Annotated in this window: 20 protein-coding genes; 14 read left to right on the plus strand and 6 right to left on the minus strand. The window is 60.9% G+C overall.

Annotated features, from left to right (window positions below; translation table 11 throughout):
- Nucleotides 1-47: 47 nt before the first annotated feature.
- The 6 genes from hemE to MRK42_RS04290 all read left to right on the plus strand — a co-directional run bounded on the left by hemE (nucleotide 48) and on the right by MRK42_RS04290 (nucleotide 7,174).
- Nucleotides 48-1,115 carry a uroporphyrinogen decarboxylase gene (hemE, locus tag MRK42_RS04265; protein ID WP_338611800.1) on the plus strand — a complete coding sequence of 356 codons (1,068 nt, stop codon included), beginning with the start codon at nucleotides 48-50 and terminating at the stop codon, nucleotides 1,113-1,115.
- A 176-nt stretch (nucleotides 1,116-1,291) separates the two neighbouring features.
- The gene (locus MRK42_RS04270; protein ID WP_338611801.1) at nucleotides 1,292-2,221 is read left to right on the plus strand and encodes an ROK family protein; all 930 of its coding nucleotides are present in this window, start codon (nucleotides 1,292-1,294) and stop codon (nucleotides 2,219-2,221) included.
- A gap of 58 nt (nucleotides 2,222-2,279) precedes the next feature.
- On the plus strand, nucleotides 2,280-3,290 hold the full coding sequence (gene epd, locus MRK42_RS04275) for an erythrose-4-phosphate dehydrogenase (protein ID WP_338611802.1): 1,011 nt from the start codon (nucleotides 2,280-2,282) through the stop codon (nucleotides 3,288-3,290).
- Nucleotides 3,291-3,351: 61 nt separating this feature from the next.
- Nucleotides 3,352-4,515: a phosphoglycerate kinase gene (locus MRK42_RS04280; RefSeq protein WP_338611803.1), complete on the plus strand. Its 1,164-nt coding sequence runs from the start codon at nucleotides 3,352-3,354 to the stop codon at nucleotides 4,513-4,515.
- 115 nt (nucleotides 4,516-4,630) lie between these two features.
- Complete coding sequence (gene fbaA, locus MRK42_RS04285; RefSeq protein WP_026456218.1) at nucleotides 4,631-5,710, plus strand: class II fructose-bisphosphate aldolase; 1,080 nt, start codon at nucleotides 4,631-4,633, stop codon at nucleotides 5,708-5,710.
- A 159-nt stretch (nucleotides 5,711-5,869) separates the two neighbouring features.
- Entirely contained in the window at nucleotides 5,870-7,174 is a 1,305-nt protein-coding gene (locus MRK42_RS04290; RefSeq protein ID WP_201942075.1) for an FAD-binding oxidoreductase, read from the plus strand.
- A gap of 20 nt (nucleotides 7,175-7,194) precedes the next feature.
- Here the strand turns inward: MRK42_RS04290 and MRK42_RS04295 are convergent, their stop codons facing one another.
- The 3 genes from MRK42_RS04295 to cutA all read right to left on the minus strand — a co-directional run bounded on the left by MRK42_RS04295 (nucleotide 7,195) and on the right by cutA (nucleotide 9,821).
- Nucleotides 7,195-7,608 carry a hypothetical protein gene (locus tag MRK42_RS04295; protein WP_201942072.1) on the minus strand — a complete coding sequence of 138 codons (414 nt, stop codon included), beginning with the start codon at nucleotides 7,606-7,608 and terminating at the stop codon, nucleotides 7,195-7,197.
- A gap of 129 nt (nucleotides 7,609-7,737) precedes the next feature.
- Entirely contained in the window at nucleotides 7,738-9,507 is a 1,770-nt protein-coding gene (locus MRK42_RS04300) for a protein-disulfide reductase DsbD (protein ID WP_201942069.1), read from the minus strand.
- Nucleotides 9,504-9,821 carry a divalent-cation tolerance protein CutA gene (gene cutA, locus MRK42_RS04305; protein WP_201942067.1) on the minus strand — a complete coding sequence of 106 codons (318 nt, stop codon included), beginning with the start codon at nucleotides 9,819-9,821 and terminating at the stop codon, nucleotides 9,504-9,506. Before cutA ends, MRK42_RS04300 begins: the two co-directional genes overlap by 4 nt.
- A 219-nt stretch (nucleotides 9,822-10,040) precedes the next feature.
- Between cutA and MRK42_RS04310 the strand changes: the two genes are divergently transcribed.
- Nucleotides 10,041-10,397 carry a hypothetical protein gene (locus MRK42_RS04310; RefSeq protein WP_026456213.1) on the plus strand — a complete coding sequence of 119 codons (357 nt, stop codon included), beginning with the start codon at nucleotides 10,041-10,043 and terminating at the stop codon, nucleotides 10,395-10,397.
- A 90-nt stretch (nucleotides 10,398-10,487) separates the two neighbouring features.
- Here MRK42_RS04310 and MRK42_RS04315 read toward each other — a convergent pair whose 3' ends face one another.
- Nucleotides 10,488-10,925 carry a PACE efflux transporter gene (locus tag MRK42_RS04315; protein WP_201942065.1) on the minus strand — a complete coding sequence of 146 codons (438 nt, stop codon included), beginning with the start codon at nucleotides 10,923-10,925 and terminating at the stop codon, nucleotides 10,488-10,490.
- Nucleotides 10,926-11,061: 136 nt separating this feature from the next.
- Between MRK42_RS04315 and MRK42_RS04320 the strand changes: the two genes are divergently transcribed.
- The gene (locus tag MRK42_RS04320) at nucleotides 11,062-11,943 is read left to right on the plus strand and encodes a LysR family transcriptional regulator (protein WP_201942062.1); all 882 of its coding nucleotides are present in this window, start codon (nucleotides 11,062-11,064) and stop codon (nucleotides 11,941-11,943) included.
- Nucleotides 11,944-11,956: 13 nt separating this feature from the next.
- Here MRK42_RS04320 and ygfZ read toward each other — a convergent pair whose 3' ends face one another.
- Nucleotides 11,957-12,865, minus strand: a complete 909-nt coding sequence (gene ygfZ, locus MRK42_RS04325; protein ID WP_201942059.1) for a tRNA-modifying protein YgfZ — start codon at nucleotides 12,863-12,865, stop codon at nucleotides 11,957-11,959.
- 111 nt (nucleotides 12,866-12,976) lie between these two features.
- Between ygfZ and sdhE the strand changes: the two genes are divergently transcribed.
- Both sdhE and MRK42_RS04335 read left to right on the plus strand, forming a co-directional pair.
- Nucleotides 12,977-13,246, plus strand: a complete 270-nt coding sequence (gene sdhE, locus MRK42_RS04330; protein WP_042028298.1) for an FAD assembly factor SdhE — start codon at nucleotides 12,977-12,979, stop codon at nucleotides 13,244-13,246.
- Nucleotides 13,247-13,265: 19 nt separating this feature from the next.
- Nucleotides 13,266-13,649: a protein YgfX gene (locus MRK42_RS04335; RefSeq protein ID WP_338611804.1), complete on the plus strand. Its 384-nt coding sequence runs from the start codon at nucleotides 13,266-13,268 to the stop codon at nucleotides 13,647-13,649.
- A gap of 130 nt (nucleotides 13,650-13,779) precedes the next feature.
- Here the strand turns inward: MRK42_RS04335 and nadB are convergent, their stop codons facing one another.
- Entirely contained in the window at nucleotides 13,780-15,387 is a 1,608-nt protein-coding gene (gene nadB, locus MRK42_RS04340) for an L-aspartate oxidase (protein ID WP_338611805.1), read from the minus strand.
- Between the two features lie 182 nt (nucleotides 15,388-15,569).
- On the opposite strand from nadB, the gene rpoE reads away from it, so the two are divergent.
- The 4 genes from rpoE (at nucleotide 15,570) to MRK42_RS04360 (ending at nucleotide 18,341) form a co-directional block, all read left to right on the plus strand.
- Nucleotides 15,570-16,151: an RNA polymerase sigma factor RpoE gene (gene rpoE, locus MRK42_RS04345; RefSeq protein WP_042028302.1), complete on the plus strand. Its 582-nt coding sequence runs from the start codon at nucleotides 15,570-15,572 to the stop codon at nucleotides 16,149-16,151.
- Nucleotides 16,152-16,174: 23 nt separating this feature from the next.
- A complete protein-coding gene (locus MRK42_RS04350) occupies nucleotides 16,175-16,783 on the plus strand; it encodes an RseA family anti-sigma factor (RefSeq protein ID WP_026458675.1) in 609 nt (202 codons plus the stop codon).
- Nucleotides 16,784-16,807: 24 nt separating this feature from the next.
- The gene (locus MRK42_RS04355; protein WP_124239621.1) at nucleotides 16,808-17,788 is read left to right on the plus strand and encodes a MucB/RseB C-terminal domain-containing protein; all 981 of its coding nucleotides are present in this window, start codon (nucleotides 16,808-16,810) and stop codon (nucleotides 17,786-17,788) included.
- A gap of 91 nt (nucleotides 17,789-17,879) precedes the next feature.
- Nucleotides 17,880-18,341 carry a SoxR reducing system RseC family protein gene (locus tag MRK42_RS04360; protein WP_354689041.1) on the plus strand — a complete coding sequence of 154 codons (462 nt, stop codon included), beginning with the start codon at nucleotides 17,880-17,882 and terminating at the stop codon, nucleotides 18,339-18,341.
- Nucleotides 18,342-18,380: the final 39 nt, after the last annotated feature.

An 18,380-nucleotide genomic window follows, 5' to 3' on the forward strand; every position in this document is an offset into this window, starting at 1 on the left:
GGTATCATGGCCGCCATTTTATGCGTGATATGAATTCAGGAACTGGGATGAAAGAGCTGAAGAACGATCGTTACCTGCGTGCCCTGCTGCGCCAGGAAGTGGACATGACCCCGGTATGGATGATGCGCCAGGCTGGCCGTTATCTGCCGGAATACAAGGCGACCCGTGCCCAGGCGGGGGATTTTATGTCCCTGTGCCGCAACGCCGAGCTGGCCTGTGAAGTCACCCTGCAGCCGTTGCGCCGCTACCCGCTCGATGCCGCCATCCTCTTCTCCGACATCCTCACCGTGCCCGACGCCATGGGGCTGGGTCTCTACTTCGAGCAGGGGGAAGGCCCGCGCTTCGAGCGCCCGATCACCTCCATGGCCGAGGTGCAGGCGCTGCCGGTGCCGGATCCGGAAGACGAGCTCGGCTACGTGATGAACGCGGTGCGCACCATCCGCCGCGAGCTCAAGGGCGAAGTGCCGCTGATCGGCTTCTCCGGCAGCCCCTGGACCCTGGCTACCTATATGGTGGAGGGGGGCAGCTCCAAGGCATTCACCAAGATCAAGCAGATGATGTACGCAGAGCCGCAGACCCTGCACCTGCTGCTCGACAAGCTGGCCGACAGTGTAATCGCCTATCTGAACGCCCAGATCAAGGCGGGTGCCCAGGCGGTCATGGTGTTCGACACCTGGGGCGGCGTGCTCACCCCGCGCGATTACCGCGACTTCTCCCTGCAGTACATGCACAAGATCGTCGATGGCCTCATCCGCGAGCACGACGGTCGCCGCGTGCCGGTCACCCTGTTCACCAAGAACGGCGGCCAGTGGCTGGAGCAGATCGCCGCCACCGGCTGCGATGCGCTGGGTCTGGACTGGACCACCGACATCGCGGACGCCAAGCGCCGGGTCGGCGACAAGGTAGCGCTGCAGGGCAACATGGACCCTTCCATGCTCTACGCCTCTCCCGAGCGCATCCGCGAAGAGGTCGCCTCCATCCTGGCCGGTTTCGGTCATGGCAATGGCCACGTCTTCAACCTGGGCCACGGCATCCATCAGGATGTGAACCCGGAGCATGCGGGCGTGTTCGTCAACGCGGTACATGAGCTCTCGGCTCAATACCACAAGCGCTGATAGCGGCGCGTTTTATCGTGACGACGGGGCCTTGGGGCCCCGTTTCGTTGGTGGCGGGGCTGCATCCTGACCGCCGCTCGGGTTACACTGCAACCCGGTAGAGGGCGGTCGACTTCAGGCGGGCACGGCAGCGTGCACTCCGGAGCTGGCGCCCTGCGGTCATGGCTGGAGGCTGGATGAGCAAACGAGTATTGGATTGGGGTATCGATCTGGGCGGTACCAAGTGCGAGTGCGTGGTGCTGGAGGGGGACGAAGTGCTGCTGCGTCATCGCATCCCCACCGAACGCCAGGGCGGTTATGAGCATATGATCGGCCAGATCGCCAAACTGGTAGAGGAGTGCGCCGCCAAACTCGGCCAGCGTCCCGCCGTCATCGGCATGGGCACCCCGGGAGCGCGGGATCCGCAAACCGGCCTGATGAAGAACTGCAATACGACCGAGCTCAATGACAAGCCATTCAAGGAAGATCTGGAGCGCAGGCTCGGTGTGCCCGTGCTCATCGCCAACGACGCCAACTGCTTCGCCCTGGCGGAAACCCATCTCGGGGCGGTGCGCCAGCATCATCCGGATGCGAAAGTGGTGTTCGGTATCATCATGGGCACCGGGGTGGGGTCGGGCATCGTCATCAACGGCCAGATCCTCAACGGCCACCACGGCATCGCCGGTGAGTGGGGCCACAACGTGCTCTCACCCGATGGCCCCGAGTGCTACTGCGGCAAGCGCGGCTGCGTCGAGACGATGATCAGCGGCCCGGCGCTGGAGGCCTGGTACGAAGCCAAGGCCAAGCGCCGCCTCTCGCTCGCCCAGATTGCGGCAGCTAGCACCCACGATCATGTGGCCAAGCTCACCATCGACCGGCTGCACCTGCTGTTTGGCCAGGCCTTGGCCAACGTGGTCAACATCCTGGACCCGGACGTCATCGTCATCGGTGGCGGGGTGGGCAACGTGCAGAGCCTTTATCGCGCCGGGCGGGAGACAATTTTGCCCTTCCTCTTTAATCCCCGCTTCCGGGCCCCCATTATTGCACCAGCCCTTGGCGACAGCGCCGGGGTATTTGGCGCGGCCTTGCTGGCCCGCGGTGAATTTCAGGATGCCCTGCTGTCGTGAGCCGGGTGTCGGGTGGCCCAAGGGTCACCCCTTTTTGCTGGTAAGGAATGCATCCCAGATGATCAAGATTGCCATCAATGGTTACGGACGGATCGGTCGCAACGTGTTGCGGGCCCTCTATGAAAGCGGGCGCGACAAGACCATCAAGATCGTCGCCATCAACGAACTGGCGGCGCCGGAGGCCATGGTGCACCTGACCCGCTTTGACACCAGCCACGGTCGCTTCCACCATCCGGTGCAGCTGGCGGGCAACAGCATGCAGGTAGGCGAAGACCTCATCTCCCTGTTTGCCGAGAAAGACCCGTCCAGATTGCCGTGGCGAGCGCTGGGGGTGGACGTGGTGCTGGACTGCACCGGGGTGTTCGGATCGCGCGCCGATGCCGAGCTGCATCTGGCGGCGGGGGCGGGCAAGGTCCTCTTCTCCCATCCGGCCGATGCGGATGTGGATGCCACTATCGTCTACGGGGTCAATCACCAGGTGCTGACCGGGCGTGAACGGATCGTCTCGAACGCCTCCTGCACCACCAACTGCGTGGTCCCCGTCATAGAAACATTGCATCGAGAATTCGAAATAAATTGTGGTACTATTACGACAATTCATTCGGCCATGCATGACCAGCAAGTCATCGATGCCTACCATGGCGACTTGCGCCGAACTCGCGCCGCCAGCCAGTCCATCATCCCGGTGGATACCAAGCTGGCCAAGGGGTTGGAGCGTATCCTGCCCCACTTCGCCGGCAAGTTCGAGGCGATCGCGGTACGGGTACCGACCATCAATGTAACAGCGATGGATCTGAGTATTACTGTTCGTAAAAAAGTGACAGTTAGTGACGTAAATCAAGCCCTGCAACGGGCATCCAGAGGTACATTACAAGGTATTCTGGATTACACGGAAGAACCGCTGGTCTCCGTAGACTTTAATCATGATGCACACTCCTGCATCATTGATGGTACCCAGACCCGGGTGAGCGATGCCAACCTCGTCAAGATGTTGATGTGGTGCGATAACGAATGGGGCTTCGCGAATCGGATGCTGGATACTACCCGGGCCATGATGGTTGCAGGCTGAGCCTGCCCCGGGCGAAAGGTTACTGTTTTTAACATTACCTGGAAAATATAGAGGACTGAATATGTCTGTTATCAAGATGACTGACCTGGATCTGGCGGGCAAACGCGTTCTGATCCGTGCTGACCTGAACGTGCCGGTAAAAGACGGCAAGGTCACCTCCGATGCACGTATCGTCGCTACCCTGCCGACCATCAAGCTGGCTCTGGAAAAGGGCGCCAAGCTGATGATCACCTCCCACCTGGGTCGTCCGACCGAAGGCGAGTACAACGAAGAATTCTCTCTGCTGCCGGTTGTCAACTATCTGAAAGACGCTCTGTCCTGCCCGGTTCGCCTGGCCAAGGATTACCTGGATGGCGTGGAAGTCGCTGCCGGTGAGCTGGTTGTGCTGGAAAACTGCCGCTTCAACAAGGGCGAGAAGAAGAACGCCGAAGAGCTGGCCAAGAAGTATGCCGCTCTGTGTGACGTCTTCGTAATGGATGCATTCGGTACTGCTCACCGCGCCGAAGGTTCCACCTACGGTGTGGCCCAGTTTGCCCCGATCGCCTGTGCAGGCCCCCTGCTGGCCGGTGAACTGGAAGCCCTGGGCAAAGCCATGCTGAAGCCCGAGCGCCCGATGGTTGCCATCGTTGGCGGCTCCAAGGTCTCCACCAAGCTGACCGTACTGGAATCCCTCTCCAAGATCGCTGACCAGCTGGTGGTCGGTGGTGGCATCGCCAACACCTTCATCGCCGCTGCCGGTCACAACGTCGGCAAGTCCCTGTGCGAGCACGACCTGATCGACACCGCCAAGAAACTGGCTGCCGAAACCAATATCCCGGTGACCACCGACGTGGTTGTGGGTGCCGAGTTCTCCGAGTCCACCCCGGCCACCATCAAGTCCGTCTCTGACGTGACCGACGGCGACATGATCTTCGACATCGGCCCTGACTCTGCCAAGGCCCTGGCCGACATCATCATGAACGCCAAGACCATCCTGTGGAACGGCCCGGTCGGCGTGTTCGAGTTCGACCAGTTCGCCAAGGGTACCGAAGTGATCGCTCGCGCCATCGCTGAATCCCCGGCCTTCTCCATCGCTGGCGGTGGTGACACCCTGGCCGCCATCGACAAGTTCGGCATCGCCGACAAGGTCTCCTACATCTCCACCGGCGGCGGCGCCTTCCTGGAGTTCGTGGAAGGCAAGGTACTGCCGGCTGTTGCGATTCTGGAACAGCGCGCCAAAGCCTAATTGACCCGAGACGGGGGGCAAAAGCCTCCCGTTTCGTTTATCATGTGGCCGCTGTGCCGGTTCATGATGAACCCCCCATTTTTTATTAACGGCATACGAGACAGGACGATTAAACATGTCTAAGAAAATTTTCGACTTCGTAAAACCCGGCGTGATCACTGGTGATGACGTTCAGAAAGTGTTCGCCATCGCGAAAGAGAACGGCTTCGCTCTGCCGGCCGTCAACTGCGTCGGTACCGACTCCGTGAACGCCGTGCTGGAAGCTGCCGCCAAGGTGAAAGCGCCGGTTATCGTTCAGTTCTCCAACGGTGGTGCAGCATTCACCGCTGGTAAGGGTCTGAAGCTGGAAGGTCAGCAGGCTGCCATCATCGGTGCCATCTCCGGTGCCAAGCACGTGCACGCCGTTGCCGAAGCTTACGGTGTACCTGTGATCCTGCACACCGACCACGCTGCCAAGAAGCTGCTGCCGTGGATCGACGGTCTGTTGGAAGCGGGCGAGAAGCACTTCGCTGAAACCGGCAAGCCGCTGTTCTCCTCCCACATGCTGGATCTGTCCGAAGAGTCTCTGGAAGAGAACATCGACATCTGCTGCGAGTACCTGACCCGCATGGCCAAGATGAACATGACTCTGGAGCTGGAACTGGGTTGCACCGGTGGCGAAGAAGACGGCGTCGACAACAGCCACATGGATCAGTCCGCTCTGTACACCCAGCCGGAAGACGTGGCTTACGCCTACGAGCGTCTGTCCAAGATCAGCCCGCGTTTCACCATCGCTGCCTCCTTCGGCAACGTACACGGTGTCTACAAGCCGGGTAACGTCAAGCTGACCCCGTCCATCCTGGATGCGTCCCAGAAGTACGTTTCCGAGAAGTTCGGTATTCCGGCCAAGTCCCTGGACTTCGTATTCCACGGTGGCTCAGGTTCCACTCTGGAAGAGATCCGCGAATCCATCTCCTACGGCGTCGTGAAGATGAACATCGACACCGACACCCAGTGGGCGACCTGGGAAGGCATTCTGGACTTCTACAAGACCAACGAAGCCTACCTGCAAGGTCAGCTGGGCAACCCGGAAGGTGCCGACAAGCCGAACAAGAAGTTCTACGATCCGCGCGTATGGCTGCGTGCCGGTCAGACTTCCATGATCAAGCGTCTGGAACAGGCTTTCTCCGACCTGAACGCCATCGACGTACTGTAATTCGTTACCGTACCTTGATTGCATGAAAAGGCGCCCTTCGGGGCGCCTTTTGCATTTCTGTGATCCGGTGAGACTGGTTTGCAGTGAGTGAGCTGGGTATTATCGAAACAAATCTGCTTATTTTATTAAACAATTTGCAACCAAGGCAGGATGCTGAGCATGCAGGCAGGAAAGCACAACGCACATCAGGAACACGCGGCCTCCTATTACGCCGCGACTCGCAACGATTCGCAGGAGTGGCCCGAACTGGCCGGTGAACATCAGGCGGATGTCTGTGTCATTGGTGGTGGCTTTACCGGCCTCAATACCGCCATCAACCTGGCCGATGCCGGCTACAAGGTGATACTGCTGGAGGCCAACCGCATCGGCTGGGGTGCGTCCGGGCGCAACGGCGGCCAACTCATTCGCGGCATTGGTCACGACACCAGCCAGTTTGCCCGCTGGATTGGTGAAGAAGGCGTGCGTGAGCTGGATCTGATGGGATTGGAGGCGGTGCAACTGGTGCGCGAGCGAGTTGCGCGTTTTGCCATCGACTGCGATCTCACCTGGGGCTATTGCGATCTCGCTACCCGTCAGCGTCATCTGGCCGGTTTCGAGGAAGAGCTCGAACATCTGGCGAGCCTGGGCTACGAGCATGAGGTGAGGCTGGTGCCGCGCGAGGAGATCCACACGGTCGTGGGTTCGGATCGCTACATCGGCGGCCTCATCGACATGGGGTCAGGACACCTTCACCCCCTCAACCTGGCCCTTGGCGAGGCGCGCGCCGCCCAAAGCCTGGGCGTCGCCCTGTTCGAGCAATCCAGAGTCACCCACATCGACTATGGCCAACGGGTGGAGATCACCACCGCTCACGGCCGGGTGAGCAGCGACTATCTGGTGATAGGGTGCAACGCCTATCTCAACGAACTCAATCCTGAACTCGGGGGCAAGGTGCTGCCTGCAGGTTCCTACATCCTCGCCACCGAGGTGCTGGAGAAACGGCTGCGCCAGCGCTTGCTACCGCAGAACATGGCGGTGTGCGATCAGAACGTGGCACTCGACTACTACCGCCTCTCCGCCGACGGCCGCCTGTTGTTTGGCGGTGCCTGCAACTATTCCGGCCGTGATCCTCGCGATATCAAAGCCTTTATGCTGCCCAAGCTGCTGCGGGTATTCCCCGAACTGGCCGGCACCGCCATTGAATTCCAGTGGGGGGGGATGATAGGCATAGGCGCCAACCGCTTGCCGCAAATCGGCCGCCTCAAGCAGCACCCCAATGTCTTCTACGCCCAGGCTTATTCGGGGCATGGGGTCAATGCCACCCACATGGCGGGCAAGCTGGTGGCGGAGGCTATTCGCGGCGAGAGCCGGGGCTTCGATCTGTTTGCCAGCGTGCCCCACATCACCTTTCCGGGCGGCCCAGCACTGCGCTCCCCGCTGCTGGCGCTCGGCATGCTGTGGCACCGGATGAAGGATTTGCTATAAGGACATGATCCTGAGCGGGGTTAGTGGGTGGGTTCTGCCAGCCGCCACCCCTGCTCCGTCTTCATCATCCACACCTCGGCTTGCTGGGGCAGCACCTGGCCAGCCTCGAAGTCGCCATATTTGCGCTCCAGCTCCATCAGTCCCATCTCCTGCTGGAAGGGGCCGACCTTGTCGTAGACCAGATCCTCGTCGTGCAACACCTGCAGTTGAGCCAGCCCCTGCTTGAAGTGGAGCTGGTAGCTGACCTTGACCAGATAGACGCCTTCCATGCGCTCCTCCTTGTCCAGGATGGCGAAGTCGCTGATCTCGAACAGGCTGGCGTCCGTTTCCGCCATCAGCTTGTCACTGACCTGCTGGCGGATCACCTCTTCACCGGGGCCCGCGCTGCAGCCATAGAGCCAGAGGGCCAGCAGGGGGATGAACCACTTTTTCATCAAAACTCCGGACGGGCGAAACAATGGAGGGCAAATTTTGCCACGCTGTCGCTCATATACAAGGGATTGCCAGAAAAATCAGCGAGTAACAGTGGGGATGGCCCAGCGGTGCGCCAGGCCAATTCCCATCTATGGCAGCTTGTCGAGCTGAGCCAGAAACTCGGCCGGGCCCATAAAGCCGGTGACTCTTTGCCCCGTGAGTTCGTTGCCGGCGCGATCGAAGAAGATCAGGGTGGGCAAGCCCAGCACATTGAGACCGTTGAGCAGCTCGACATCGGCGTCGTCATTGGCAGTGACATCCGCCTGCAACAGCACCATGTTGGCAAAGCGCTCGCGCACCGCAGGATCGCTGAAGGTCTTGTGCTCGAACTCCTTGCAGGCGACGCACCAGTCGGCATAAAGGTCGAGCAGCACCGGTTTGCCGCGGGCGGCGGTGAGCTGGGTCTTGAGATCATCCTGGGTCTTGATGCGAATAAACTGCGGCGCTCGGGTTTCGGCACTGGTCTGGGCGCCGGAGGGGGGCAGCAGCAGATCCTTTCCCACCACCACGGCACTGATCATCGCCAGCAGCAGGACAAAACCGCGCAGGCTCTTGCCGATGGAGTGGGGCTGATGCTGGTTGTGGTGATAGAGGTAGGCGCACAGCGTCAGCCCCCAGCCGAGCCAGGCCAGGGTGGTGGTCTGATCGCTCCAGAGCCGTGACAGCAGCAGGATGGGCACCGCCAGCAGAGCAAAACCAAAGAGTTGCTTGATCACATCCATCCAGGCGCCGGCCTTGGGCAGCAGCTTGCCGCCCGAGGTGCCGAGCAGCAGCAGCGGCAGTCCCATCCCCAGCGACAGGGCGTAGAGCGCCGCACCGCCGAGCCAGAGATCGCCGCTCTGGGCCACGTAAATCAGGGCGCCGGAGAGCGGTGCCGTGGTACAGGGGGAGCAGACCAGGCCGGAGATCATCCCCATGATGGCCACCCCGGCCACCGAACCGCCCTGCTGGCGGTTGGAGAGGCCGGAGAGGCGCGTCTGCACGCTACTCGGCAGCTGCAGGGTGTAGAGCCCGAACATGGAGAGAGCCAGCAGCACGAACATCACCGAGAGGCCGGTCAGCACATAGGGGTGCTGTAGCGCCGCCTGGAATTGCAGCCCGGCCGAGGCCACCACCAGCCCGAGCAGGGTGTAGGTGAGCGCCATCCCCTGGACATAGACGAAGGAGAGCAGGAAGGCGCGGCGGGTGGAGAGGCGATGGCCGGCACCGGCGATGATGCCGGTCAGAATGGGATACATGGGGAAGACGCAGGGGGTGAAGGCGAGCCCCAGCCCCAGTGCAAAGAAGGCGGCGATGCTGAGCCAGAAGCCCTGGCTGCCGAGGGCGGCGGCCAGTTTATCCTGTTGGCTGGACGGTGCAGCCGGCGCCGCCTCGTTATCACCCGACGTGGCCATCAGCGACTGCACCTCGACCACCTTGGTGGTCGGCGGGTAGCAGAGCCCCACGGTGCAGCCCTGGTAGCTGATTTTGAGGCTCGCTTGTGGCCCTGCCTCGGTCAGGGTGACGGGGATCTCCACCTCCTGGTAATAGACCCGGGTCTTGCCGAAGAAATCGTCTTCGTGTTCGGTCCCCTCGGGCAGGACGGGCTCGCTGAAGGTGAGGTCGTTGCCCTGAAAGCGCAGGCTGTGGCGATAAATATAGTAATCATCGGCGATGCGAAGTCGAAGCAACAGCCGGTTGCCCTGCTGTTCGCTCTCCAGGGTGAATGCCTCGTCGACTTTCAGGAAGGCGGGCTTGGCACTAGCCTGAATGCCCAGGCTCCCCAGCAGATCACTGCTTGCCTGGACGGGGGTGCACAACAGGCCCAGCAGCAGGGTAAACAGGGCGGGCAGCAGATAGCGCAGGCGAGTGCGGTTCATGGGGTCTCCTCTTTCAGCCAGTCGAGATAGGCGGGTAGACCCGCACTGACCGGCAGCGCCAGCAACTCGGGTACCTCGTAGGGGTGGTGGGTGAGGATACACTGTTGCAGCTCGGCAAAGAGTGGCATCCGGGATTTGATGATGAGCTGGATCTCGGTGGTCCGTTCCACCTTGCCTTGCCAGCGATAGACGGAGGTCACGCCCGGCAGCTGATTGATGCAGGTGGCCAGTCGCCGGGTCAGCAGCTGTTCGCAGACAAGGTCGGCACTGGGTTGGTCTGGGCAGGTGCAGAGCACCACAATGGCGTCAGTCATAAAGGGGGATCTTCACCTCGGTGGGGTAAACCGGCAGGGTCATTTTTGTTAATGAAATGCCCCGAAAATCAGCGGGTACTATACCCCAGAGCCGCCCTCAATATCATCTGTCGCCATTTGTGAACCTGCGCCAAAAATTTGTGGGGGTCATGAGATAGACGCTGCCATGGGGACAGGGCAGAATGAGCGAGCTTGTTCCCACTAGACGTAAGGAAATGTATGACCCAACAGAATGAGCAGCAGAGAAACCGCATGTTGAGCCTGCTGCGCGAAGGTGAGCGCCGCATGTTGGTTCAACTCGCCGGTCTGCTGCGTACCACTGCCGATGACATCAATGCCGAGCTGGAAAAAGAGGGGCTGCAGAGTTTCCTGGAGCAGCCCATCACGGTGGATTATCTCAATGGCGTGGTGCAGCACCATCTGTTCGAGCGCAAGCACAAAGGGGATATGGCGGTGGCCCAGCAGATGCTTGGTGAATACCAAAGCGAGCTGGAAGCCCTGCAATTAGCCCAGGCTCAACCCGAAGAGGCTGATGCCACCGATGAAGAGGGTGCCGAGCTCAAGGCTCAGGCCTGACGTTTCTCTCTCCCCGCTAGCCGCTTTTGTTCTCTCAGGCACCATCATTGCGATCATGATGGTGCCCTGTTTTTTTGGAGGCCTTGCCGCTTAGCCCAGCGCCTTCTGCGGCATCGGTTGGGGGATGGGGAATACCTTGTCATAGCCCCAGTTGTAGGCGAAGGCGTAGACCAGATAGAAGGCTACGAAGCCCAGATCCAGCACCAGCGCCTCCAGCAGGCTGATGTCCAGCCACCAGGACATCACCGGCAGGGCGACGGTCAGTAGCCCCCCCTCGAAACCGAAGGTATGCACAATCCGTTGCCACAGGCTCTTGTGGGTATGGCCCTGATACTTCATCAGCAGCTTGTCGACGCCGATGTTGTAGACATAGTTCCAGACGGTGGCGAGCACCGAAAAGAACAGTGCCAATGGCCCCATGTGGTTGAGCCCGACTCCGGTGACCCAGCTCGCCAACGGGGCGGCAATCAGCAGGCCAATCAATTCAAAGCCGATGGCATGGCGCAGGCGATCGTTACGGGTTCGCATAAATCACTCTCTCAATCAGGTTCATTCACGAATATCGGGCCAATCTATCGATAAAAATTGATGTATTCACGTTACTATCTATCTGCAAATCAGATAGGTTGGTCGACAAGTATCACAAGCAAACAGGAATTCCGGGATGGGGCCGTCACTGGAACAACTCAATGTACTGCTGGCCGCCGCCGAGACCGGCTCGTTTTCGGCTGCGGCGCGCAAGCTGGGCAAGGCGCAGTCGGTGGTGAGCACTGCCATCGCCAATCTGGAGATCGATCTGGGGTTGATCCTGTTTGACCGCACCGGCCGTTATCCCCGGCTGACGGTGGCCGGGGTTCGTATGGTGCAGGAGGCGAGCATACTGTTGGCGCAGGGTGAGCGTCTGCAGGCGATCGCCGGCGAGCTGGCGGCGGGGGTGGAGTCACGGCTGACCCTGGCCATTGACGATGACTCCCATCTCCCCTGGCTGGGCGCCTTGCTGGAAGAGTTTGCCCGCCGTTACCCGGCTGTCGAGCTGGAGCTGCTCTTTCCCTTGATGGAGGATGTGACCGACATGCTGGTCAGCGGCCGTGCCCAGCTTGGCATCAGTTACCAGCAGGCTGTTCCCCAGCGGGAGATAGTCACCCGTACTCTGGGGGAAGTGGCCATGCCGCTGGTGGTCTCGCCGGATCATCCGCTGGCGCACAGGGTGCTGGTGCAAGAGGTCGATCTGCAGGGGGCGCGCCAGCTGATTGCCACCGGGCGGCGGGATGGCCCCGAGCGTCAGCGCTTTCGCATTGCCTCCCAAGTGTGGTGGGTCGAGGGAGATCTCGGCGTGCTGGAGCTGGTCAAGCGCGGGCTGGGATGGGGCGTGGTGCCCGAGTTCTTGCTGGACAGGCCCCTGGCGCGCAAGGAGGTGGTGGTGCTCAACCCCGACTTTATCGCCAGGCATGAACTGGTGCTGGAGCTGCAGTGGCACCGCGCCCGCCCACTTGGGCAGGCGGGGCGCTGGCTGAAGGAGGCACTGCTGGCGCGCGTGCCTCGTTAGTCCGGATTGCGGGTCAGTCGGCGAGGGAGTAGGGCAGTGGCTGCAGGGTGAGGCTGGCGCTCTCATCCTGCTTGAGACGGAACAGGGCGTCGGCCTCGGTGTCTTTGGGCAGCACAGCGGTGAGCCACACCTGACCATCCTGTTGCCAGGCGTTGAGCACCATACCGCTGCGACGCCAGTTGTCACCGAGCCGGATTTCCAGCGTATCACCACTGGCCACTGGCTCGCTGGCAACACCCGCCAGCAGGAACAGGGCACGATTGTTGGCGCCGCGATACTTGGCGCGCGCCACCGTCTCCTGACCCATGTAGCAACCCTTGGTAAAGCAGATGCCATCGAGGGCCTGCAGGTTGAGCATCTGCGGAATGAACTCCCCCTGATGCACCGCTTCCATGTGCGGCAGACCCGCCTTGATCTCGAGCCCCCACCAGAGGGATTCGTCGCCCACCGGCAGGGTATCGGCTTGCTGGTCGCTCACCAGCAGCCAGCGATCCTGTTCAATCTTCACCGCCATGCCGCCGTCGACCAGCCCGCTTTGGGTCAGGCCAAAGTGATTGGCGATCCAGGCGTCGCTGCCGGTTCCGGCAATCCCGGTGGCGTGGCGCTCGTCGGTGGCGATCTCCACCTTGGAGAAAACGGCGAATTTCTTCAGCTCCGGCAGCTGGCGCTCCAGCACGGAGGGGGTCGTCAGCATCAGCAGGCTCTCTTCGAGACAGAGCAGGCGGAAATTGCTCCACAGCTTGCCCTTGGGATCGCAGTGGCCACCCAGGGTATTTTGTCCCGGTTGCAGGGCATTGACGTCACAGGTGACCTGACCTTGCAGGTATTTGACGCGATCCTGGCCGGCGATGCGGGTGATGGCTATCTTGGTCAGGGCAAAGCGGGTCGGCTCGGCAGGAAAAACAGGTGGTTGCAGGCTCACGATGGTATTCCAGAGAGAAAGTATGTGAGCTGCATGGTAAAGACGTAACTAATGTTTGTCAGCCGGAAAATCCAGCTGGTACCATCCCACGGTCTTTGTAAGGAGAGTTCCATGTTGAGCCCAGTTGAAAAATCCCGCCTGAAGTGGGCCTGCCGTCGTGGCATGCTCGAGCTGGATGTGATCTTTATGCCCTTTTTTGAACACGAATTCGACACCCTGAGCGAGGCCGATCAGCAGACCTTTATCCGCCTGCTGGAGTGCGATGACCCGGACCTGTTCAAGTGGTGCATGGGTCATGGTATCCCCGAAGACCCCGCCTTTGCCGCCATGATCCCGATGATCCTGGAGCGCAACCAGGCTCGTCACGACCGCCAGGGCTGATCCGGTGGAGCGGGTGAGCATGACGGTTCACCCCTCCCGCTATCAGCGGATCTGGCTGCTGGCGCTCTTTCTGTTGTTGCTATGGCCTGTGGCAATGTTGATCGATGGTTGGCGTTGGGCCCTGTTTATTCCCTGCTGGCTGGCCGCTCTGGTGCTGGGCTGGCGTGCACTGCCACGCGATGCCTTTATGCTGGAGTGGGATGGCCGCTGGCTGTCGTGGCAAGGCGCCCGCTATCAGCTGGGCCCCGGGAGTCGCACTCTGCCCGGGGTGCTGAAACTCTCTCTTTTGCCTGAACAAGGGGCGCCCTGCATCCTGTGGATCTGCTCCGATTCGCTTCCCCCCGCACACTATCGCCTGTTGGCCCGGGCTATCCATTTCCTGTCGTCTGATAGCGGACGTTGAATGCCGCGCTTTCGCAGCCTCATTGTCAGGCTGGGGGGCAGTGATGATGTTGCTTTCTGCTTGTCGCTTTGCCAAAAAAGAGTGACCCCGCCTTAAGCGGGGTCACGGATGGGCATTTGCCTGGCCGGGATCAATCCCGCTCCGGGGTCAGTACGGTGGGCTTGGGATCCGGCAGCATGTCCGGATAGTCCAGGTTGTAGTGCAGGCCGCGGGACTCCTTGCGCTGCAGGGCGCAGTTGACGATAAGCTCGGCCACCTGCAGCAGGTTGCGCAGTTCCAGCAGGTTGTTGGAGACCCGGAAGTGGGCATAGTACTCCTGCACCTCCTGTTTGAGCAGGTCGATGCGGCGTTTGGCGCGGGCCAGACGCTTGTTGGTACGCACTATCCCCACATAGTCCCACATCATCAACCGCAGCTCGTGCCAGTTGTGCTGGATCACCACCAGTTCGTCGGAGTCTTCCACCTGGCTCTCGTCCCAGGCGGGCAGGTGAGGCGGCTCCACGCTTGTCGGCAGCTTGGCCAGGATGTCGGCACCCGCCTGGTGGGCATAGACCACACATTCCAGCAGGGAGTTGGAGGCCATCCGGTTGGCGCCGTGCAGCCCGGTGTAGGTCACCTCGCCGATGGCATAGAGGCCGGGAATGTCGGTCTGGCCATTGTTGTCGATCATCACGCCACCACAGGTGTAGTGAGCCGCGGGCACGATGGGCATGGGCTCTTTGGTGATGTCGATGCCGACCGCGAGGCAGCGCTCATGGATGGTCGGGAAGTGCTTGATGATGAACTCCGCCGGCTTGTGGCTGATGTCCAGATACATGCAGTCGGCGCCGAGGCGCTTCATCTCGTGGTCGATGGCACGGGCGACGATATCCCGCGGTGCCAGCTCGGCGCGCTCGTCAAATTCCGGCATGAAGCGGCTGCCGTCGGGGCGGCGCAGATAGGCGCCTTCGCCGCGCAGGGCCTCGGTCAGCAGGAAGTTGGGATCGTCAGGGTGAAACAGGCTGGTGGGGTGGAACTGGTTGAATTCCAGGTTGGCCACCCGGCAGCCGGCGCGCCATGCCATGGCGATGCCGTCCCCGGAGCTGACGTCCGGGTTGGAGGTGTACTGGTACACCTTGGAGGCGCCACCGGTCGCCAGCGCCACGAAGCGGGCGCGAACAACTTCGACCTGCTCGGCGTTGCGATTCCAGACATAGGCGCCGAGGATCCGGTTGCCCGGCAGACCCAGCTTGCGGGTGGTGATGAGATCGACCGCGTTGAAGCGCTCCATCAACTGGATGTTGGGGTGGGCGCGTACCTGATCGATCAGGGTCAGTTGCACCGCCTTGCCGGTGGCGTCGGCCGCGTGGAAAATGCGGCGATGGCTGTGGCCCCCTTCGCGGGTCAGGTGATAGTGGGATTCACCCTCGGAGTCTTCTTCCTGATCGAAGGGGACTCCCTGCTGGATCAGCCACTGAATGGAGTCGCGGGCGTTGCGGGCGGTGAACTCGACCGCGGCCGGGTCGCACAATCCTGCCCCGGCATTGAGCGTGTCGCTCACGTGGGATTCGATGCTGTCGGTCTCGTCGAACACGGCAGCGATGCCTCCTTGCGCATAGAAAGTAGCCCCCTCACTGATGGGCCCCTTGCTCAGAACCAGGACTTTGGCCTGGTCTGCCAATCGCAACGCGAGAGACAGACCGGCGGCACCGCTGCCAATGATCAGTACGTCGCAAAGGTATTCAACACTTGCTTTCATAAGTATCATTGGCCTGGATTAAGAACTGGCACCATGGTAGCCCAAGCGGGGGCGTATATGCAGCCTGCATCACATTTTTTTCAATGCAAGCGAACTTTCTCTGATTCTCCCTGTCTGAACTTGTGCGCTTAGGAAGGGCCGGAAAAGAAAAACGATAACCTGATGGGGGTTTTACGGCTCCAATGAGCGACCAGAATCTACTGGACGAACAGCTGGTTGAACGTGTCCAGCGTGGCGACAAAGCAGCGTTCAACCTGCTGGTAAAAAAATACCAGCACAAGGTGGTCAACCTGGTGGCCAGGTATGTCAACAATCCCGGAGATGTGCCCGATGTGGCGCAAGAGGCCTTTATCAAAGCCTACCGAGCTTTGCCGACATTCCGTGGTGAGAGTGCTTTCTATACTTGGTTGTACCGAATTGCCGTCAACACGGCGAAGAATTATCTGACCTCCCAGGGGCGCAGACCGCCCAGCAGTGATGTGGAGGCTGACGAAGCAGAGTCCTATGGTGGTGGTGAAGCCTTGCAAGAGGTCTCAACCCCTGAAAACCTGGCGCTGACCGACGAGATCAAGCGCACCGTGTTTGCCGCCATAGAGGCCTTGCCGGAAGACCTGAGGACAGCGATCACCCTTCGTGAACTGGAAGGGCTGAGCTACGAAGAGATTGCCGAAATCATGGATTGCCCAGTGGGTACGGTCAGATCCCGTATCTTCCGGGCGAGGGAAGCAATCGACAAAAAGCTGCAACCTCTGATCGAGAACTAACTGGGGAAAGACGGGTTTAACTTATGGCAAATAAAGAGCAAATCTCTGCCCTGATGGATGGTGACCTGAGTGACGCACAAGTACTGAACGAGCTGGAGCTGGACTCCGACTTGCAAGATACTTGGGGTCGTTACCACCTGATCGGCGATGCCATGCGGGGGGACCTGCCGGTCAATCTGCAGCTGGATCTCAGCGACAGCATCATGGCCGCACTGGAAGATGAGCCCACCGTACTGGCACCCAAGCCGGTCGAGGCCAAACCGGTTGCGCCTCAGGCACAGCCGGAAATGGAACCAACCAAGACAGATTCCAATGTGGTGCCGCTGTTCCGCCGTATCGGCCAGCAACTTGGCCAATACGCCATCGCGGCGTCGGTCGCCGCAGCGGTCATCTTCGGGGTACAACAGTATCAGGGACAGGATGGCGTGCCGGCCAACCCTGTGCTCAATACCATCCCCATCGGTGGCAGCGCGGCCCCGGTCAGCGTGCACTATCCGCAAGAGGGTAACCGCAATCGCCAGCAAGGGTTGACCGAGCAGCAGATGCAGGAGCAGCGGGAACGGATCAACGCCTTCCTGCGTGACCACCAGTTGCAGCAACGTCTTCTGCAAGACAGGCAAATTCAACAATAACGAGTCGTCAGGGATACCAACAACGTGCGCCAGTCCAGCCGTATTTTGCTGGCCTCTCTCCTGCTGATCAGTGCCAAGGCCTCGGCCGACGATAAGTCGGCCGAGGCCTTGTTGCAGCAGATGCAGAGTGCCGTGCAGCAGCAAAACTTCGAGTTATCCATGGTCAAAGCCCGTCAGGGGCGCCTTGAGCCGATCCGCATCAGTCATGCCGTGATCGATGGCAAGGAGGTCGCTCATCTCAGCTATCTCGACGGCAAGGCCATCGAGTATCTGCAGCGCCAGGATGAATTCACCTTTTTCGAAAACAGTCATGAGCCCTACACCCTGAAGGGCGCGCGCTTCCCGGGCGTCTGGTCGACCCTGGTGAAGATGCCGCTTTCCCGGGTGATGGAAAGCTATGACGCCGTGCTGGCCGGTCGCAGCCGGGTCGCGGGTGTGGTGGCCCAGGTCGTCAGACTGGTGCCAAAAGAAGCAGACAAGTATGGCTTCGTGCTCTGGATCGATGAGCAGAGCAACCTGCTGTTGCGGGTCGACATGGTGGAGCGGGAAGGCAATCTGGTCGAGCAGGTGCTGGGTGTCGATCTGGAGCTGCAGAGCAAGCCGGCGCCCTGGCTGGTTGCCCTGGCCAAGCGCAAGCTGCCGGAGGCGCTGGCGCTGGAAGATGCCTATCCTGCCCCGCAGCAAGTGCTGAGCTGGCAGATCACCTGGCTGCCGGATGGCTTCAAGGTGCTCTCTCGCGACAAGCACCAGCTGGTGACCACCAGTCTGCCGGTGGACTACATGATGCTCTCCGACGGCCTGGTGGACCTCTCCGTCTATGTGGCCCGGGTCGATCCCAAGCAGGCGGTGCGCCAGCAGCTGATTCGCCAGGGAGCCACTTCGCTGGTGAGCTATGTCAACGAGGTGGGGGTCGAGATCACAGTCGTGGGGGAAGTGCCTGCCGAGACGGCCAAGCGGATCGCCGAGTCGGTCCAGCCCCTGGCCCGAAACGAAGCGGTACAATAACGCTGGCACAGGGGGGAAGGGCGCTTGCCGAACCTGGCAAAGCGTGTTCAGATCCCGTGCTTTGCAAGCCCGAGGTGTTGCCGTGAACGAGATGAGTGAAGAGCTGGCGACGGTTGTGGCCATTGAGGGTGACCATGCCTGGGTGGAGTGCGAACGGCGCTCCGCCTGCAGCGGTTGCCAGCAACAATCCAACTGTGGCACCGGTACGGTTGCCAAGGCGTTTCCCCTCAAGGCGCCGCGTCTGCGGGTGCGCCTGACTGCCAAGGTGCGGGTCGGCCAGCAAATCCGGCTCGGAATTCCTCAAGAGAGCCTGCTGCGCGGGGCCGCACTGGTCTATGTGCTGCCGCTCTTCTGCCTGTTGGCGGGGGCTCTGCTGGGCCAGCTCTGGCTGGCGCCGCTGCTCGCCGGGGGGGAGGGGATCACCATTCTCTCCAGCGTATTGGGGGGCGTGCTCGGCTTTTTACTGGTTCGTTACTTTTCCAACCGCCTGGATCAGGGGCGCTATGGCCCCCGGATGATCGGAGTGGTGGTTCCTGTCCGCAATCTCTCTTGACCCGGTGGGCGCTATTTGACGGGCGCTGGCGACTAAAGA

The sequence above is a fragment of the Aeromonas sp. 19NY04SH05-1 genome (assembly GCF_040581895.1).
Taxonomy (GTDB): Bacteria; Pseudomonadota; Gammaproteobacteria; order Enterobacterales; family Aeromonadaceae; genus Aeromonas; species Aeromonas enteropelogenes.

What these genes read in the sequence shown, in the direction of transcription:
- hemE (WP_338611800.1), top strand. Translation starts at nt 48, where the DNA reads ATGAAAGAGCTGAAGAACGATCGTTACCTGCGTGCCCTGCTGCGCCAG.
- MRK42_RS04270 (WP_338611801.1), top strand. Translation starts at nt 1,292, where the DNA reads ATGAGCAAACGAGTATTGGATTGGGGTATCGATCTGGGCGGTACCAAG.
- epd (WP_338611802.1), top strand. Translation starts at nt 2,280, where the DNA reads ATGATCAAGATTGCCATCAATGGTTACGGACGGATCGGTCGCAACGTG.
- MRK42_RS04280 (WP_338611803.1), top strand. Translation starts at nt 3,352, where the DNA reads ATGTCTGTTATCAAGATGACTGACCTGGATCTGGCGGGCAAACGCGTT.
- fbaA (WP_026456218.1), top strand. Translation starts at nt 4,631, where the DNA reads ATGTCTAAGAAAATTTTCGACTTCGTAAAACCCGGCGTGATCACTGGT.
- MRK42_RS04290 (WP_201942075.1), top strand. Translation starts at nt 5,870, where the DNA reads ATGCAGGCAGGAAAGCACAACGCACATCAGGAACACGCGGCCTCCTAT.
- MRK42_RS04295 (WP_201942072.1), bottom strand. Translation starts at nt 7,608, where the DNA reads ATGAAAAAGTGGTTCATCCCCCTGCTGGCCCTCTGGCTCTATGGCTGC.
- MRK42_RS04300 (WP_201942069.1), bottom strand. Translation starts at nt 9,507, where the DNA reads ATGAACCGCACTCGCCTGCGCTATCTGCTGCCCGCCCTGTTTACCCTG.
- cutA (WP_201942067.1), bottom strand. Translation starts at nt 9,821, where the DNA reads ATGACTGACGCCATTGTGGTGCTCTGCACCTGCCCAGACCAACCCAGT.
- MRK42_RS04310 (WP_026456213.1), top strand. Translation starts at nt 10,041, where the DNA reads ATGACCCAACAGAATGAGCAGCAGAGAAACCGCATGTTGAGCCTGCTG.
- MRK42_RS04315 (WP_201942065.1), bottom strand. Translation starts at nt 10,925, where the DNA reads ATGCGAACCCGTAACGATCGCCTGCGCCATGCCATCGGCTTTGAATTG.
- MRK42_RS04320 (WP_201942062.1), top strand. Translation starts at nt 11,062, where the DNA reads ATGGGGCCGTCACTGGAACAACTCAATGTACTGCTGGCCGCCGCCGAG.
- sdhE (WP_042028298.1), top strand. Translation starts at nt 12,977, where the DNA reads ATGTTGAGCCCAGTTGAAAAATCCCGCCTGAAGTGGGCCTGCCGTCGT.
- MRK42_RS04335 (WP_338611804.1), top strand. Translation starts at nt 13,266, where the DNA reads ATGACGGTTCACCCCTCCCGCTATCAGCGGATCTGGCTGCTGGCGCTC.
- nadB (WP_338611805.1), bottom strand. Translation starts at nt 15,387, where the DNA reads ATGAAAGCAAGTGTTGAATACCTTTGCGACGTACTGATCATTGGCAGC.
- rpoE (WP_042028302.1), top strand. Translation starts at nt 15,570, where the DNA reads ATGAGCGACCAGAATCTACTGGACGAACAGCTGGTTGAACGTGTCCAG.
- MRK42_RS04350 (WP_026458675.1), top strand. Translation starts at nt 16,175, where the DNA reads ATGGCAAATAAAGAGCAAATCTCTGCCCTGATGGATGGTGACCTGAGT.
- MRK42_RS04360 (WP_354689041.1), top strand. Translation starts at nt 17,880, where the DNA reads ATGAGTGAAGAGCTGGCGACGGTTGTGGCCATTGAGGGTGACCATGCC.